Origin of the sequence: Streptomyces sp. NPDC057438 (genome assembly GCF_042802995.1) — a bacterium.
Classification (GTDB): Bacteria; Actinomycetota; Actinomycetes; order Streptomycetales; family Streptomycetaceae; genus Streptomyces.
The window spans coordinates 1-14,151 of the sequence record NZ_JBHVDD010000140.1; the positions used below are offsets into that span (position 1 = coordinate 1).

At 70.5% G+C, this 14,151-nt stretch carries 13 protein-coding genes; 7 read left to right on the forward strand and 6 right to left on the reverse strand.

Features of this window, described 5'->3' with window-relative positions:
* Positions 1 to 99: 99 nt before the first annotated feature.
* The 3 genes from ACFU5F_RS40390 (at position 100) to ACFU5F_RS40400 (ending at position 2,377) form a co-directional block, all read left to right on the forward strand.
* The gene (locus tag ACFU5F_RS40390; protein ID WP_383898419.1) at positions 100 to 1,398 is read left to right on the forward strand and encodes a M18 family aminopeptidase; all 1,299 of its coding nucleotides are present in this window, start codon (positions 100 to 102) and stop codon (positions 1,396 to 1,398) included.
* A gap of 120 nt (positions 1,399 to 1,518) precedes the next feature.
* Positions 1,519 to 1,752, forward strand: a complete 234-nt coding sequence (locus ACFU5F_RS40395; protein WP_383898420.1) for a DUF6458 family protein — start codon at positions 1,519 to 1,521, stop codon at positions 1,750 to 1,752.
* 133 nt (positions 1,753 to 1,885) lie between these two features.
* Positions 1,886 to 2,377, forward strand: coding sequence for an LURP-one-related/scramblase family protein (locus ACFU5F_RS40400; protein WP_383898421.1), 492 nt, complete (start codon positions 1,886 to 1,888; stop codon positions 2,375 to 2,377).
* A 57-nt stretch (positions 2,378 to 2,434) separates the two neighbouring features.
* On the opposite strand, the gene ACFU5F_RS40405 is transcribed toward ACFU5F_RS40400, so the two are convergent.
* Positions 2,435 to 3,229 (reverse strand): carbon-nitrogen family hydrolase, encoded by a 795-nt coding sequence (locus ACFU5F_RS40405; protein ID WP_383898422.1) that lies wholly within the window; start codon positions 3,227 to 3,229, stop codon positions 2,435 to 2,437.
* A 232-nt stretch (positions 3,230 to 3,461) separates the two neighbouring features.
* Here ACFU5F_RS40405 and ACFU5F_RS40410 point away from each other — a divergent pair, with 232 nt between their 5' ends.
* Entirely contained in the window at positions 3,462 to 4,286 is an 825-nt protein-coding gene (locus tag ACFU5F_RS40410) for a maleylpyruvate isomerase family mycothiol-dependent enzyme (RefSeq protein ID WP_383898424.1), read from the forward strand.
* Between the two features lie 37 nt (positions 4,287 to 4,323).
* Here ACFU5F_RS40410 and ACFU5F_RS40415 read toward each other — a convergent pair whose 3' ends face one another.
* Positions 4,324 to 5,625, reverse strand: coding sequence for a nitrate/nitrite transporter (locus tag ACFU5F_RS40415; protein WP_383898436.1), 1,302 nt, complete (start codon positions 5,623 to 5,625; stop codon positions 4,324 to 4,326).
* 11 nt (positions 5,626 to 5,636) lie between these two features.
* A complete protein-coding gene (locus ACFU5F_RS40420; RefSeq protein ID WP_383898426.1) occupies positions 5,637 to 6,332 on the reverse strand; it encodes a GntR family transcriptional regulator in 696 nt (231 codons plus the stop codon).
* A 286-nt stretch (positions 6,333 to 6,618) separates the two neighbouring features.
* Here ACFU5F_RS40420 and ACFU5F_RS40425 point away from each other — a divergent pair, with 286 nt between their 5' ends.
* Both ACFU5F_RS40425 and ACFU5F_RS40430 read left to right on the forward strand, forming a co-directional pair.
* Complete coding sequence (locus tag ACFU5F_RS40425) at positions 6,619 to 7,467, forward strand: D-alanyl-D-alanine carboxypeptidase family protein (protein WP_383898438.1); 849 nt, start codon at positions 6,619 to 6,621, stop codon at positions 7,465 to 7,467.
* A 168-nt stretch (positions 7,468 to 7,635) separates the two neighbouring features.
* Positions 7,636 to 8,613 (forward strand): BRO family protein, encoded by a 978-nt coding sequence (locus ACFU5F_RS40430; RefSeq protein WP_383898428.1) that lies wholly within the window; start codon positions 7,636 to 7,638, stop codon positions 8,611 to 8,613.
* A gap of 88 nt (positions 8,614 to 8,701) precedes the next feature.
* On the opposite strand, the gene ACFU5F_RS40435 is transcribed toward ACFU5F_RS40430, so the two are convergent.
* Genes ACFU5F_RS40435 through pdhA form a run of 3 tightly spaced genes read right to left on the reverse strand, consistent with a single transcriptional unit; the run spans position 8,702 to position 12,431 of the window.
* Positions 8,702 to 10,168 carry a dihydrolipoamide acetyltransferase family protein gene (locus ACFU5F_RS40435; protein ID WP_383898430.1) on the reverse strand — a complete coding sequence of 489 codons (1,467 nt, stop codon included), beginning with the start codon at positions 10,166 to 10,168 and terminating at the stop codon, positions 8,702 to 8,704.
* An 11-nt stretch (positions 10,169 to 10,179) separates the two neighbouring features.
* Positions 10,180 to 11,208, reverse strand: coding sequence for an alpha-ketoacid dehydrogenase subunit beta (locus tag ACFU5F_RS40440; protein WP_383898432.1), 1,029 nt, complete (start codon positions 11,206 to 11,208; stop codon positions 10,180 to 10,182).
* A 2-nt stretch (positions 11,209 to 11,210) separates the two neighbouring features.
* The gene (pdhA, locus tag ACFU5F_RS40445; protein WP_383898433.1) at positions 11,211 to 12,431 is read right to left on the reverse strand and encodes a pyruvate dehydrogenase (acetyl-transferring) E1 component subunit alpha; all 1,221 of its coding nucleotides are present in this window, start codon (positions 12,429 to 12,431) and stop codon (positions 11,211 to 11,213) included.
* A gap of 506 nt (positions 12,432 to 12,937) precedes the next feature.
* Here pdhA and ACFU5F_RS40450 point away from each other — a divergent pair.
* Complete coding sequence (locus ACFU5F_RS40450) at positions 12,938 to 14,134, forward strand: phosphotransferase (RefSeq protein ID WP_383898435.1); 1,197 nt, start codon at positions 12,938 to 12,940, stop codon at positions 14,132 to 14,134.
* The last annotated feature ends 17 nt before the right edge of the window (positions 14,135 to 14,151 follow it).

Genomic DNA, 14,151 nt, shown 5'->3' on the forward strand with positions numbered 1-14,151 from the left:
CTGCCTGTCCGTCCGGCGCCCCCTCCTCCGCCCGCCCGCCACGAGGGCCCGCTCCCATCCCACGGGAGCGGGCCCTCGTACGTCGTTAAGGTGAACCCCATGCGCACACCCCCACGCTTCGACCGCGGCCACACCGACGACCTCATGACCTTCCTGGCGAGCAGCCCGACCCCGTACCACGCGGTGGCGAGCGCCGCGGAGCGGCTGGAGAAGGCAGGCTTCCGGCAGGTCGCGGAGACCGACGCGTGGGACGGCTCGCTGGGCGGGAAGTACGTGCTGCGCGGCGGCGCGATCATCGCCTGGTACGTGCCGGAGGGCGCCGCCCCCCACACCCCGTTCCGCATCATCGGCGCCCACACCGACTCCCCCAATCTGCGGGTCAAGCCCCGCCCCGACAGCGGTGCGCACGGCTGGCGCCAGGTCGCCGTGGAGATCTACGGCGGCCCGCTGCTCAACTCCTGGCTCGACCGCGACCTCGGCCTCGCGGGCCGGCTCTCCCTGCGCGACGGCACCACCCGCCTCGTCAACGTCGACAGACCGCTCCTGCGCGTCCCCCAGCTCGCCATCCACCTCGACCGCAACGTCACCTCCGACGGCCTGAAGCTCGACAAGCAGCGTCACCTCCAGCCCGTCTGGGGCCTCGGCGACGACGTCCGCGACGGCGACCTGATCGCCTTCCTGGAGGAGGAGGCGGGCATCCCCGCCGGCGAGGTGACCGGCTGGGACCTGATGACCCACTCCGTAGAGCCCCCCGCGTACCTGGGCCGCGACAACGACCTGCTCGCCGGCCCCCGGATGGACAACCTCCTCTCCGTGCACGCCGGTACGGCCGCCCTCGCGTCGGTCGCCGGCGCCGGCGACGGCCTGCCGTACATCCCCGTCCTCGCCGCCTTCGACCACGAGGAGAACGGCTCCCAGTCGGACACCGGCGCGGACGGCCCGCTGCTCGGCGGGGTGCTGGAGCGCTCGGTCTTCGCCCGCGGCGGCTCCTACGAGGACCGGGCGCGCGCCTTCGCCGGCACGGTCTGTCTCTCCTCCGACACCGGGCACGCCGTCCACCCCAACTACGCGGAGCGCCACGACCCGACGCACCACCCCCGCGCGGACGCCGGCCCGATCCTGAAGGTCAACGTCAACAACCGCTACGCCACGGACGGTTCGGGCCGCGCTGTCTTCGCCGCCGCCTGCGAGAAGGCCGGCGTGCCGTTGCAGACCTTCGTCTCCAACAACTCCATGCCCTGCGGCACCACCATCGGCCCCATCACGGCCGCCCGCCACGGCATCCGCACCGTGGACATCGGCGTCGCCATCCTCTCGATGCACAGCGTCCGCGAGCTGTGCGGCGCGAAGGACCCCTACCTCCTGGCGAACGCGCTGGCGGCCTTCCTGGAGGGCTGACCCCGGGTCAGTCCCCCAACGGCTGTTACTGAGCGGCCTGTCCGGGTACCCGATGTCAACCGGTAGGACCGAACGACCGGAACGACCGGCCGACCCAACCGGACACTGGAGGGAACACTCATGGGCCTGGGCGGGTGCATCATCCTGATCGCCGTGGGGGCCATCCTCACGTTCGCCACCGACTGGGACATGCAGGGGGTCAACCTCGACCTGGTCGGCGTCATCTTCATGATCGTCGGGCTGATCGGTGTCGCCACCTTCAGCAGCATCGCCAGGCGCCGGCGGGTGGTGGTACCGCCCACGACACAGGTGGTCGACGAGGACCGGCAGCGGGGCGGGTACCAGGGCTACTGAGCTCACGGGTGCCGACGGCACCGGACGCGGGTCACCGGACTACCGGGGCACCGGGGCAGCACCAGGTCACCGGGTAGCCACCTTCGGCCTACCGCCGATGTTTCGGAGCCGGTCGCGGGGAACGCCTCAGGGCATGAGATTCCTCGTACGCGACCGGCTCCTCGGCATCGGTGACGACTACTGGATCGAGGACGAGCACGGCACGAAGGCCTTCCTCGTCGACGGCAAGGCCATGCGGCTGCGGGACACCTTCGAGCTGAAGGACACCCAGGGGCGGGTCCTGATCGACATCCGCCGCAAGATGTTCGCCCTGCGCGACACGATGGTCGTCGAACGCGACGGCGAGCCCCTGGCCACCGTCCGCCGCAAACGCCTCTCCCTCCTGCGCAACCACTACCGGGTCTCCCTCGCCGACGGCACCGAGCTCGACGTCAGCGGAAAGATCCTCGACCGTGAGTTCGTGGTCGAGTACGACGGCGAACTCCTCGCGCACATCTCCCGCAGGTGGCTGCGGGTCCGCGAGACCTACGGCCTCGACGTCGTCCGCGACGACGCGGACCCGGCGCTGCTCATCGCCGTCACGGTGTGCGTGATCAACCTGGCGGAGCGGGAAAGGGACGACTGACGACCGGCGACGGGAGCAGCGCGGCCCGGCACAGGGGCAGGCCGCTCCCGGCGGGGCTCAGCGGCGCGGCGGCTCCAGCCCCAGCAGCCTGTCCTTCAGGGCCGGGAACTGTTCGCGGGTGGCGGCCACCCTCGCCGGGTCGAACTCCACCGTGAGGACCTCCTCACCGGGGCCCGCCTCCGCCAGCACCTCGCCCCAGGGGTCGACCACGATCGAGTGGCCCGCCTGGGCGACTCCCGCGTGCGTACCGGCCGTTCCGCAGGCGAGGACGTACGCCTGGTTCTCCACGGCCCGCGCCCGCGCCAGCAGCGTCCAGTGCGCCCGCCGCCGCTCCGGCCAGCCCGCCGACAGCACGAAGGTCTCGGCGCCCGCGTCGACGAGCCCGCGGAACAGCTCGGGGAAGCGGAGGTCGTAGCAGGTGGCGAGGCCGACGGTCGTGCCGGCCAGGCGGAGCGTCACCAGCTCCGAGCCCGCGCCCATCAGCACGGCCTCGCCCTGGTCGAAGCCGAAGCGGTGGATCTTGCGGTAGGCGGCTGCGAGATCACCGGACGGTGAGAAGACCAGGGAGGTGTTGTAGAGGGGCCCGTCAGGGTCACGTTCCGGGATCGAGCCCGCGTGCAGCCATACGCCCGCGTCCCTCGCCGCCTCGGCCATCGCCTTGTACGTCGGCCCCTCCAGCGGTTCGGCCGCCGTGGTGAAGGATTCGAACGCGAATGCGCCGGTGGTCCACAGCTCCGGCAGGACGACCAGATCGGCACCGGCCTGCTCCCGCACCAGCGAGGCCACGCGCCGCCTGCGCGAATCGGTCGATTCACCCTCTTCTACACCGATCTGGATGAGCGAGGCGCGCACACTACCACCGTCCTGGCATTCGAGCCGTCCACACCGGCCTACGATCGTCACACCAAAGCACTGCCGGGGTGCCTCGCAGCAGCGTAACTTAACGTTCCAGAACACCCACCGACAGCCGCCGACGCCCACTCACCGCCGTCAACGCCGACGCCCCCACCGAAACCGCCACCCACATACCCATCACGCACCGACCGTACTGACAGGTACCGACCGCCCGAGGGGTCCCGTTTCCGTGAGTCTGCATCCCACTCTTCAGCCCTACGCCGACGCCTGGACCCACTCCGTGGACGCGATATCCGAGCTGGTGTCGCCGCTCGTGGAGGGCGAGTGGAACCGGCGGACGCCGTGCCCCGCCTGGTCGGTGCGCGACGTGGTCTCCCATGTCATCGGCCTGGACTGCGAGATGCTCGGCGACCCGCGGCCCATCCACACCCTCCCGCGCGACCTGTACCACGTCCGGACCGAGCACCAGCGGTACATGGAGATGCAGGTCGACGCCCGCCGTCACCACACCGCGCCGGAGATGACCTCCGAGCTGGAGTACACGATCATCCGGCGCAACCGTCAGCTGCGCAACGAGTCACGGGACCCGGGGCACAAGGTCCGTGGCCCGCTCGGCACGGAAGTGACCCTCGAACAGGCCATGCGGAACCGCGCGTTCGACGTATGGGTCCACGAACAGGACCTGCGCGCCGCGCTGGGGCAGCCGGGGAACCTGGACTCGCCGGGCGCGTACGTCGTCCGGGACGAGCTGCTCTCCGTCCTGCCGAAGGTCGTCGCCGAGGACGCGCAGGCGCCCCGCAGTTCGGCGGTCGTCTTCGACGTGCACGGCCCGGTGGAGTTCATCCGCACCGTCCGCGTCGACATGCAGGGCCGCGGCACCCTGGAGACCTCCCCGGCCCTGGGCCCCGCCGCCGCCCTCACCCTCGACTGGGAGACCTACGTCCGGCTGGCCTGCGGCCGTGTCACCGCCGACCTCGTCGCCGATCGCATCAAGGCCGAGGGCGACCCCCACCTGATCGCGGCGATCCTGCGCGCGTTCGCGGTGACCGTCTAGCCACCGCGCGCCACCGGGCCTGCGAGACGCCCGGCCCTCACACCGGGACGTGCACCGTCTCCACCCGGCTCGCCACCAGGCGTTCCCTCTCGCGGCGGGCCGCTCGGCCCCGCAGACGGAGGATCTGCGCGAGGCCGAGGGCCTGGAGGACGAAGACGGCGGAGAAGGCGATGCGGTAGTCGTCGCCGGTCAGGTCGAGCAGGACGCCGACCGCGAGGAGGGTGGTCATGGAGGCGACGAAACCACCCATGTTCGTGATTCCGGAGGCGGTGCCCTGACGCTCCGGCGGGTTCGCCGGGCGGGCGAAGTCGAAGCCCAGCATCGAGGCAGGTCCGCAGGCGCCGAGCACCCCGCAGAGGACGACCAGGAGCCACATCGGGGCATGGCCCCCGGGGTACAGGATCGTGGCCGCCCACACCGCCGCCGTCGCGAGGACCGTGCCGAGCGCCAGCGGCAGCCGCGCCGTGTGGTGCCGGGCGACGACTTGGCCGTACACCAGTCCGACGACCATGTTGGACAGGACGACGAGGGTGAGCAGTTCACCGGCGGTGCCACGGCTGAGGCCCTGCGCCTGGACCAGGAACGGCAGCCCCCACAGCAGCAGGAACACCATCGCCGGGAACTGGGTGGTGAAGTGCACCCACATCCCGAGCCGGGTGCCGGGCTCCCGCCAGGACGCCGCGATCTGCCGCCGCACGTACGCGGCCCCGTGGTGCGGGAAGGGCTCCGGCTCGTGGCCCTCGGGGTGGTCCTTCAGGAACAGCAGGGTCAGGACGAGGACGACGAGGCCGGCGACCGAGCTGCCCGCGAACGCCGCCGTCCAGCCCACCCCGTGCAGCAGACGGGCCAGCAGCAGCGTCGAGACCAGGTTGCCCGCCATGCCGGCCAGGCCCGCCATCTGCGCGATCATCGGTCCGCGCCGGGCCGGGAACCAGCGGCTGCCCAGCCGCAGCACGCTGATGAACGTCATCGCGTCACCGCAGCCCAGCAGGGCCCGCGACGCCAGCGCCGTGCCGTACGACGGCGACAGCGCGAAGCCGATCTGGCCGGCCGTGAACAGCAGGACGCCCAGGGTCAGCACCTTCTTGGTGCCGAGCCGGTCGACCAGCAGGCCGACGGGTATCTGCATGCCCGCGTAGACCAGGAGCTGCAGGATCGAGAAGGTCGACAGGGCGGAGGCGCCCACCTGGAAGCGGTCGGCGGCGTCGAGGCCGGCCACGCCCAGCGACGTACGGAAGATGACGGCCACGAAGTAGACGGAGACGCCCACGCCCCAGACGGCGAGGGCCCGGCGGCCGCCGGGCGGGTCACCGGGCAGGGACCCGGCGGACGAGGACATGACGGGGCGGCTCAACGCAGCTCCCCCCGCGCCAGGTTGGAGAACCAGTTGACGTGCCCGTGCACGAGCGCCACGGCCGCCTCCGCGTCACCTGCGCGCAGCGCCCCGAGGATCTCCTCGTGCTCGTGGAGCGCCTTGGTGATGCGGTCGGGGTGGGCGTGCATCACGGCGACGCCCATCCGCAGCTGCCGGTCGCGGAGTTGGTCGTAGAGGCGGGAGAGGATCTCGTTGCCCCCGCTGCGGACGATCTCGGCGTGGAAACAGCGGTCGGTCACGGCCGCCGCGGCCAGATCCCCGGCGGCGGCCTGGGCCTTCTGCTGGTCCAGCAGTTCCTCCAGCCGGGCGAGGAGGCGGGGCGAGGCGGGGACCGCCTTGCGGACCGCATGCTCCTCGACCAGCTGCCGGGTCTCGACGACGTCCGCGATCTCCTGCGCGGACACGGGCAGCACCAGGGCGCCCTTCTTCGGATAGAGCTTGATCAGCCCTTCGACCTCCAGCCGCAGCAGCGCCTCCCGCACCGGCGTCCGGGACACGCCGACCGCTTCGGCCAGCTCGCCCTCGGTGAGCAGCGTGCCGCCCTCGTAACGACGCTCCAGGACCCCCTGCTTGACGTGGGTGTAGACGCGGTCGGCGGCGGGGGGCTGCTTCACGGCGGGCGCAGGGGTGGTGAGGGTGCGGGCGGCGGAGGGAGCGGGGGCGGAAGCCATGTCCACAGCATAGATACAACACGTACGCATCGCCGTCGCCGTCCACGATCCGGACGAAAAGCCGCCCTAAGGCTGCCGAAGGGGTGTGAGGTGGGCCTGAATTGCCCTCCGCACCACCCGGAGCGCAACCTTTTGTGCTACTCACTTGTCACACGAGAAGCGGCCCCGCTTGCCCGAAACCCGGAGCCCAAGTGGCCGCGCTCCACAGACATTTGACGCAATCGGGGTATTTGACTTGATTACCGCCATAAAGGGCGTACGTGTCCGCAGAGCCGCTGCAGTCGTCGTGACCACCGGCGCGATGATCGCGACAGGAGTCGTGGGCTCCGCGCCCGCACAGGCCGCCCCCGCGAAGCCCACGATCACCGCCAAGGGCGGGTTCGTGATGAACAGTGCCAACGGCAAGACCCTCTTCACCAAGGCCGCTGACACCAAGAGGCTCACCGCCTCCACCACGAAGATCATGACCGCCAAGGTCGTACTGGCACAGCCGAACCTGAACCTCGACGCCAAGGTGACGATCAAGGGGGCGTACAGCGACTACATCGTCAAGAACGGTGCTTCGTCGGCCAATCTGATCGTCGGCGACAAGGTCACGGTCCGTCAGTTGCTGTACGGGATGATGCTGAAGTCGGGCTGCGAGGCCGCCATGGCGCTGGCCGACAAGTACGGTTCCGGCTCGACGGTCGCGGCCCGCACCAAGAACTTCATCGCCAAGATGAACACCACGGCCAAGAACCTCGGCATGACGAACACCAAGTTCGACTCGTTCGACGGCATCAGCAGGGGCGCGAACGCCTCGACCCCGCGTGACCTCACCAAACTCGCGCGCGACGTCATGAAGAACGCGACCTTCAAGAAGATCGTGGCGACGAAGTCGTACACGGCGAAGACGATCACCAAGACCGGCAGCACCCGCACCATGGCGGCATGGAACAACACCAACCTGCTGCTCGGCTGGAAGGGCACGATCGGTATCAAGACCGGTTCGGGCACCGAGGCCAAGTACTGCCTCGTCTTCGCGGCCACCCGCAGCGGCAAGACCGTCATGGGCACCGTCCTCACCTCCACCAACGAGACCACGCGCATGGCGGACGTGAAGAAGCTCATGGACTACGGGTTCGCCACCCTGTAGGCGACCCGGGCATCGCACGGGAAGGGGGCCACCGCTCACCGCGGTGGCCCCCTTCCCGTTTCCCGCGCAAGCCGATCAGGCTTGTTTGACCCGCAATAGTGAACATGGCCAACCCAGCTGGCATATTCGATTTCCTCCGCCTTACGTTCCGCAGCGGAGGTGGTTCACATGATCGAACCCAGCAAGCACCAACCTGACCCTCACATGCGGCAGGAGGATGCGCTCGACATCGGCGACTTCGTCTACGCCGCTACCGGAGCCCGCGTCCGCCGACTGACGATGCCGGACGGGACACACTGGTTCCCGGCAGTGGACGTCTGCACGCAGTTGGGTTACACCACGCCTCGCAAGGCTCTTCTCGACCACGTCCCGGAGAACCACCGAGAGTCTCTCGAGACACTGACTGGAAGTCACGGTCTCGGCATTCCCGCAGGTAGAGAGTGGCGACGAGACCTGAATCTCATCGACCTCCAGGGTCTGATCCTTCTCGTCAGCGCCTGCACCAAGCCGGAGTGCGCCCCCTTCAAACGCTGGGTCGCCGAGGTGATCGAGACCGTTCAGCGCGAGGGTTCCTACACCCTGGAGGAGGCCGAGGTACAACCCTCCGAGCCGGGTGCGGCCATCGCCTACGCCATGCCCGAACAGGTCGCCGAAGCCATCGTCCGGCTGGAGGAGCGCAACCTGCAGCTGGACGAACAGCTCGCCGCCACCCAGCACAGGGCACTCGCCCTGCAGGAGCAGATCGCGGCGACACAGCAGGAGATGGTCGAGACCCAACGCACCACCCTCACCGTCATCGCCCAGGCCATGGAACGCATCGCGAACCGGCTCGACGTCCTGGTCACCGACCGGCCGGTGCCGGACGCCACCGCCTTCTCGGTACAGCCCACCACGGAGACCGTCCTGGCCGACTGGCGGGAGCGGCTGTCCGTGACCGAGGACGTGTGGACGGTGGCCGTGGTGATCGCCCCCGTACTGGTCGAGAAGGGTGAGCTGCGGCAGCCGCTGGAGGCGATCGCGGCGCGTACGGGGCTGTCCGTGCACCGCGTCAACGAATGCCTCCGGCTGCTGCGCAAGCACGCCTGCATCCATCCGATGGGCGCGGCGGAGGACGGGGCGCCTGTGTATGTGCTCCATCGGCGCTGACGGCGTCTGAGCGCAGGCGAGGAAAAGGGCCGGTCGCAAGAGGAATTTGCGACCGGCCCTTAGCTGTCAGCCTACTCGGTCGAGGGCCTCACGCCCACGTGATCAGCCTCTTCGGCTGCTCGAGAATCGCCGCCACGTCCGCCAGCACCTTGGACCCCAGCTCCCCGTCGACCAGGCGGTGGTCGAAGGAGAGCGCCAGGGTGGTGACCTGACGGGGCTTCACCTTGCCCTTGTGGACCCACGGCTGCGGCTTGATCGAGCCGACCGCGAGGATCGCGGACTCGCCGGGGTTGAGGATCGGCGTGCCGGTGTCGATGCCGAAGACCCCGACGTTGGTGATGGTGAGCGTGCCGCCCTGCATCGCGGCGGGGCTGGTGCGGCCCTCCTTCGCCGTCGAGACCAGTTCGCCCAGCGACTCCGCCAGCTGGGGCAGTGTCTTGGCGTGGGCGTCCTTGATGTTCGGGACGATCAGACCGCGCGGGGTGGCCGCCGCGATCCCCAGGTTCACGTAGTGCTTGACCACGATCTCCTGGGCGGCCTCGTCCCAGGAGGCGTTGATCTCCGGGTTGCGCCTGATGGCCACGAGCAGCGCCTTGGCGATCAGCAGCAGCGGATTGACCCGGAGACCCGCCAGGTCCTTGTCCTGCTTCAGTTCCTCGACCAGCTTCATCGTGCGCGTCACGTCGACCGTCACGAACTCCGTGACGTGCGGCGCGGTGAAGGCCGAGCCGACCATCGCCGCCGCCGTCGCCTTCCGGACCCCCTTCACCGGGATCCGGGTCTCGCGCGCGCCGTCGTACGACGCCACCGGGGCCGGAGCCGCGACGGAGGCGGCGGGAGCGGCCGGGGCCGTGGGTGCCTGAGTCACCGGCTCGGGAGCCTTCGGCGGGGCGACGGCCGCGTGGACGTCCTCGCGAGTGATCACGCCGTCCGGGCCGGACGGGGTGATTGTCGCCAGGTCCACCCCGAGGTCCTTGGCCAGCTTGCGGACCGGCGGCTTCGCCAGCGGGCGCGGCCCGCCGCCGGTGTGACCGTGTCCGTTCAGCTCGCCCTGGACGGACTGGATCGCGGTGGCTGCGTACAGGGTGTTCTCGGCGGGCGCCGCCACGGGCGGGGTCCCCTTGCGGGGGCGGCGCTTGGTGGACGACTCAGCGACGCCGTAGCCGACGAGGACCGGCTTGCGGCCCTCGGGCTTCCTGGCCGCCGGCTGGGGCTTCGCGGCGGGCCGGGCGGGCGCGGCGGCCTCGGCCGGGGCCGCTTCCGACGCGGGGGTGGCGGGTGCGGGGGCCCCGCCGCCCGCCACGTCCACCGCGATGATCGACGTGCCGACGTCGACCGTGGTGCCCTCGGGGAAGTGCAGGGCGCGTACGACACCGTCGTACGGGATGGGCAGTTCGACGGCCGCCTTCGCCGTCTCGACCTCGCAGACGACCTGGCCGTCGGTGACGGTGTCACCGGGCTGGACGTACCACTTGAGGATCTCGGCCTCGGTGAGTCCCTCGCCCACGTCGGGCATCTTGAACTCGCGCGGAGACGTGTCTGTCATCGTCGTCACGGACCTCTCCCTCAGTACGCCAGCGAGCGGTCGACGGCGTCGAGCACCCGGTCCAGATTCGGCAGGTACTCCTCCTCCAGCCGGGCCGGCGGATAGGGGGCGTGGTACCCGCCGACGCGGAGGACGGGGGCCTCCAGGTGGTAGAAGCACCGCTCGGTGATGCGGGCGGCGATCTCCGCGCCGGAGCCGAAGAAGACCGGGGCCTCGTGGACCACGATCAGCCGGCCGGTCCGCTCCACGGATGCCTGGATCGAGTCGAAGTCCAGCGGGGACACCGACCGCAGGTCCAGGATCTCCAGGGCGCGGCCCTCCTCGGCCGCCGCGTCGGCGACCTCCTGGCAGAGCTTCACCATCGGGCCGTACGCGGCGAGCGTGAGGTCGGTGCCCTCGCGGACGACCCGGGCCTTGTGCAGCGGGCCGGGGATGGCCTCGGGGTTGACCTCGGCCTTGTCCCAGTAGCGCCGCTTGGGCTCGAAGAAGATCACCGGGTCGTCGCTCTGGATGGCCTGCTGCATCATCCAGTAGGCGTCCGACGCGTTCGACGGCGAGACCACCTTCAGGCCCGCCACGTGCGCGAACAGCGCCTCCGGGGACTCGGAGTGGTGCTCTACCGCGCCGATGCCGCCGCCGTAGGGGATACGGACGACGACGGGGAGCTTGACCTTGCCCAGCGAGCGCGCGTGCATCTTGGCGAGCTGGGTGACGATCTGGTCGTACGCGGGGAAGACGAAGCCGTCGAACTGGATCTCGACCACCGGGCGGTACCCGCGCAGGGCGAGGCCGATGGCGGTGCCGACGATGCCCGACTCGGCGAGCGGGGTGTCGATCACCCGGTCCTCGCCGAAGTCCTTCTGCAGGCCGTCCGTCACCCGGAACACCCCGCCGAGCTTGCCGACGTCCTCGCCCATGACGAGGACCTTGGGGTCGGCTTCGAGGGCTCTGCGCAGCGATTCGTTGATCGCCTTGGCGATCGCCATGCTCTTCGCGGCGGATGGCCCGGCGGTCTGCGCCGCCGTCTGCGCGGCTGTCTGCGTGCTCATCGCTACTTGCCCTCCTCTTCGTCCACATCGGCGAACGACGCCTGGTACGCGGCGAACTGGGCGCGCTCCTCGTCCACGAGCGCGTGTCCGTCCGCGTACGCGTTCTCGAAGATGGCGAAGTGGTCCGGGTCGGGCATGGCACGCACCACTTCGCGCACTCGCCTTCCCAACGCCTCGCTCTCCGCTTCGAGTTCCGCGAAGAATCCCTCGTTCGTGTCGGTTTCGGACTCCAGATACGTGCGCAGGCGCGCGATCGGGTCCTTGGCCTCCCAGGCCACACGCTCGTCGTCGTGGCGGTAGCGGGTGGGGTCGTCGGAGGTGGTGTGGGCGCCCATGCGGTAGGTGTACGCCTCCACCAGGGTGGGGCCCTCGCCCCGGCGGGCGCGCTCCAGCGCCCACTTGGTGACGGCGAGACAGCCCAGCACGTCGTTGCCGTCGACGCGGACGCCGGGGAAGCCGAAGCCCTGGGCCCGCTGGTACAGCGGGACGCGGGTCTGCTTCTCGGTGGGCTCCGAGATGGCCCACTGGTTGTTCTGGCAGAAGAACACGACCGGCGCGTTGTAGACCGCGGAGAAGGTGAAGGCCTCGGCGACGTCGCCCTGGCTGGAGGCGCCGTCACCGAAGTAGGCGACGACCGCCGAGTCGGCGCCGTCCTTGGCGATGCCCATGGCATATCCGGTCGCGTGCAGCGTCTGGGAGCCGATGACGATCGTGTAGAGGTGGAAGTTGTTGCTGTTCGGGTCCCAGCCGCCGTTGTTCACGCCGCGGAACATGCCCAGCAGGTTGGTCGGGTCGACACCGCGGCACCAGGCGACGCCGTGCTCGCGGTAGGTCGGGAAGACGTAGTCGTCCTCGCGGGTGGCCCGGCCGGAGCCGATCTGGGCGGCCTCCTGGCCGAGGAGCGAGGCCCACAGGCCCAGCTCGCCCTGGCGCTGCAGGGAGGTGGCCTCGGCGTCGAAGCGACGGGTCAGCACCATGTCGCGGTACAGGCCCCGCAGCTCGTCGGCGGTGATGTCCGCGACGAAGGGGTCGTACTCGGCGTTCCTGACGCGCTTGCCCTCGGGCGTCAGCAGCTGAACGAGTTCGGGCTGGGCGTCGGTCGGCTTCTTGGCAGTGGCGGCGCGCCTGGTGCCGGTGGTGCCGGCCGCCTTGCTGCCGGTGGTGCCGGTCTTGCCTGCGGCGCTGCGTCGCGGCTTGCGCGCGGCAGTGCTCTCCACGGTCACGTGTGCTCCTCCGTCGGTCCGGCCCCCGGGGTTGCCGGGTGACCAGTGCGGCTCGCCTGATCCCGGTGCCCGTGCACGGGGTGGGTGCCCTTGGCCGGGAACAGACGTGACAGGTGCCCCGGCGAGCGCCCTGCACGAGGCACGTTACCCAGTGCTCCACATTCCTGTGAAACCCCTATTGACCTGCGATTTTCCTTGGATTTCCAAGTAATTCGGTACTAGGAGGTCCAAGAGGATCGCGTCTGTCGGGAACAGCTGCTGGTCACAGCACTGGTTAACAGCCTGGCAGGGGGCCGGAACACGGGCACGTTATCCCGGCCACCCCGGCCACGGGAAGACTTCACCGGAGGCGGGCGTCGAGATCGGCTGCGGAAGTTGCTCCATCCGTGCGGCCCGGACGCCTGCACATCGAGCCACAGTTCGGTTCTCAGCGCTCTGTGACCGGTAACGACTGTGTGTGACAAGCGCGAGGTCGGCGCAGTGGCGCGTGCCCTAACATCTGGCGCGTGCCGCGCTCACCCGCACCACCCTCCGTACTCCACACGCTCCCGCTGGGCCCCCTCTTGGAGCGGTACGCCGCCGGATCCGCGCTCACCTGCGAGCCCGTCGGTGAGGGGCTCCTCAACCGCGGCTACCGGCTCTCCACCACCCGTGGCCGGTACTTCCTCAAACACCACTTCGATCCCGAGACCGCCGCCCCGGCCGCGATCGTGCGCCAGCACCGCGCCACCCAGCACCTCGCCGACCTGGGCGTGCCCGTGGCCCCGCCGCTGGCCGGGCGCGACGGCCACACGGTCGCCGTGGTCGGCGGCCATGCCTACGCCCTGCACCCCTGGATCGACGGACGCCACCGGCACGGCGGCCAGCTCACCCCCGGACAGTGCGGCCGCCTGGGGGCACTGCTCGGTGTCGTCCACGCGTCCTTGGAGCGGGTGATGCCGGCGCGGCAGCCGGAGGCACCCGCGCCACCGCCGTCGTCGCCACCACCGCCGTCGTCGCCGTCGTCGTCGGCCCGCGAGCGGCCGGCCCCGGCCCACCGCCACGGCCCGGACAGGCCGCCCTCCGCGCCAGGCACGGAGAGCACGGAGGCTTCACGGTCTCCCAGGGCCGCGGAGAGCCTCGGGTCCGAGAGCGCGGATCCCGTCGCGACCTTCGCCCTGATCGAGGTCCTGCTCGACCGGGTACGGCGGCACCGGCCGGCCGACGCCTTCGACGCGCTCGCCCGGCACCGGCTGCTGGAGCGCCGGGAGCTGCTGGAGCGGCACGCGCGGCGGCGGCCGCCCCGGGGCGGTTCGGTGGGGTGGGTGCACGGGGACTTCCACCCGTTCAACGTGCTCTACCGGGACGACGTGCCCGAGGTGCCCGTCGCGATCCTCGACTGGGACCGGCTCGGGGTGCAGTCGCGCGCGGAGGAGGCGGTCCGGGCGGCGGTGATCTTCTTCGTACGGCCCGTCGGCACCCTGGACCTGGCGCGCGTACGGTCCTACGCGCGCGCGTACCGGCGTTCCTCGGGGGCCGGCCCGGCCGAACTCGCGGCCGCCGTGCACCGTGTGTGGTGGGAGCGGCTCAACGACTTCTGGATGCTGCGCTGGCACTACGAGCGTGGCGACACCCGCGCCGATCCGCAGTTTCCCGCGGCCTCGGCACTGGTGGTGTGGTGGACGAGGGAGTACGACGCGGTGTGCGAGGCGTTCGCGGAGTGACCCGGGACGGGTCACTC

Excerpts from the sequence above, each read along its gene's own strand:
- ACFU5F_RS40440 (WP_383898432.1), bottom strand. The coding sequence starts at position 11,208 with ATGAGCACGCAGACAGCCGCGCAGACGGCGGCGCAGACCGCCGGGCCA.
- ACFU5F_RS40430 (WP_383898428.1), top strand. The coding sequence starts at position 7,636 with ATGATCGAACCCAGCAAGCACCAACCTGACCCTCACATGCGGCAGGAG.
- ACFU5F_RS40390 (WP_383898419.1), top strand. The coding sequence starts at position 100 with ATGCGCACACCCCCACGCTTCGACCGCGGCCACACCGACGACCTCATG.
- ACFU5F_RS40415 (WP_383898436.1), bottom strand. The coding sequence starts at position 5,625 with ATGTCCTCGTCCGCCGGGTCCCTGCCCGGTGACCCGCCCGGCGGCCGC.
- ACFU5F_RS40400 (WP_383898421.1), top strand. The coding sequence starts at position 1,886 with ATGAGATTCCTCGTACGCGACCGGCTCCTCGGCATCGGTGACGACTAC.
- ACFU5F_RS40420 (WP_383898426.1), bottom strand. The coding sequence starts at position 6,332 with ATGGCTTCCGCCCCCGCTCCCTCCGCCGCCCGCACCCTCACCACCCCT.
- ACFU5F_RS40395 (WP_383898420.1), top strand. The coding sequence starts at position 1,519 with ATGGGCCTGGGCGGGTGCATCATCCTGATCGCCGTGGGGGCCATCCTC.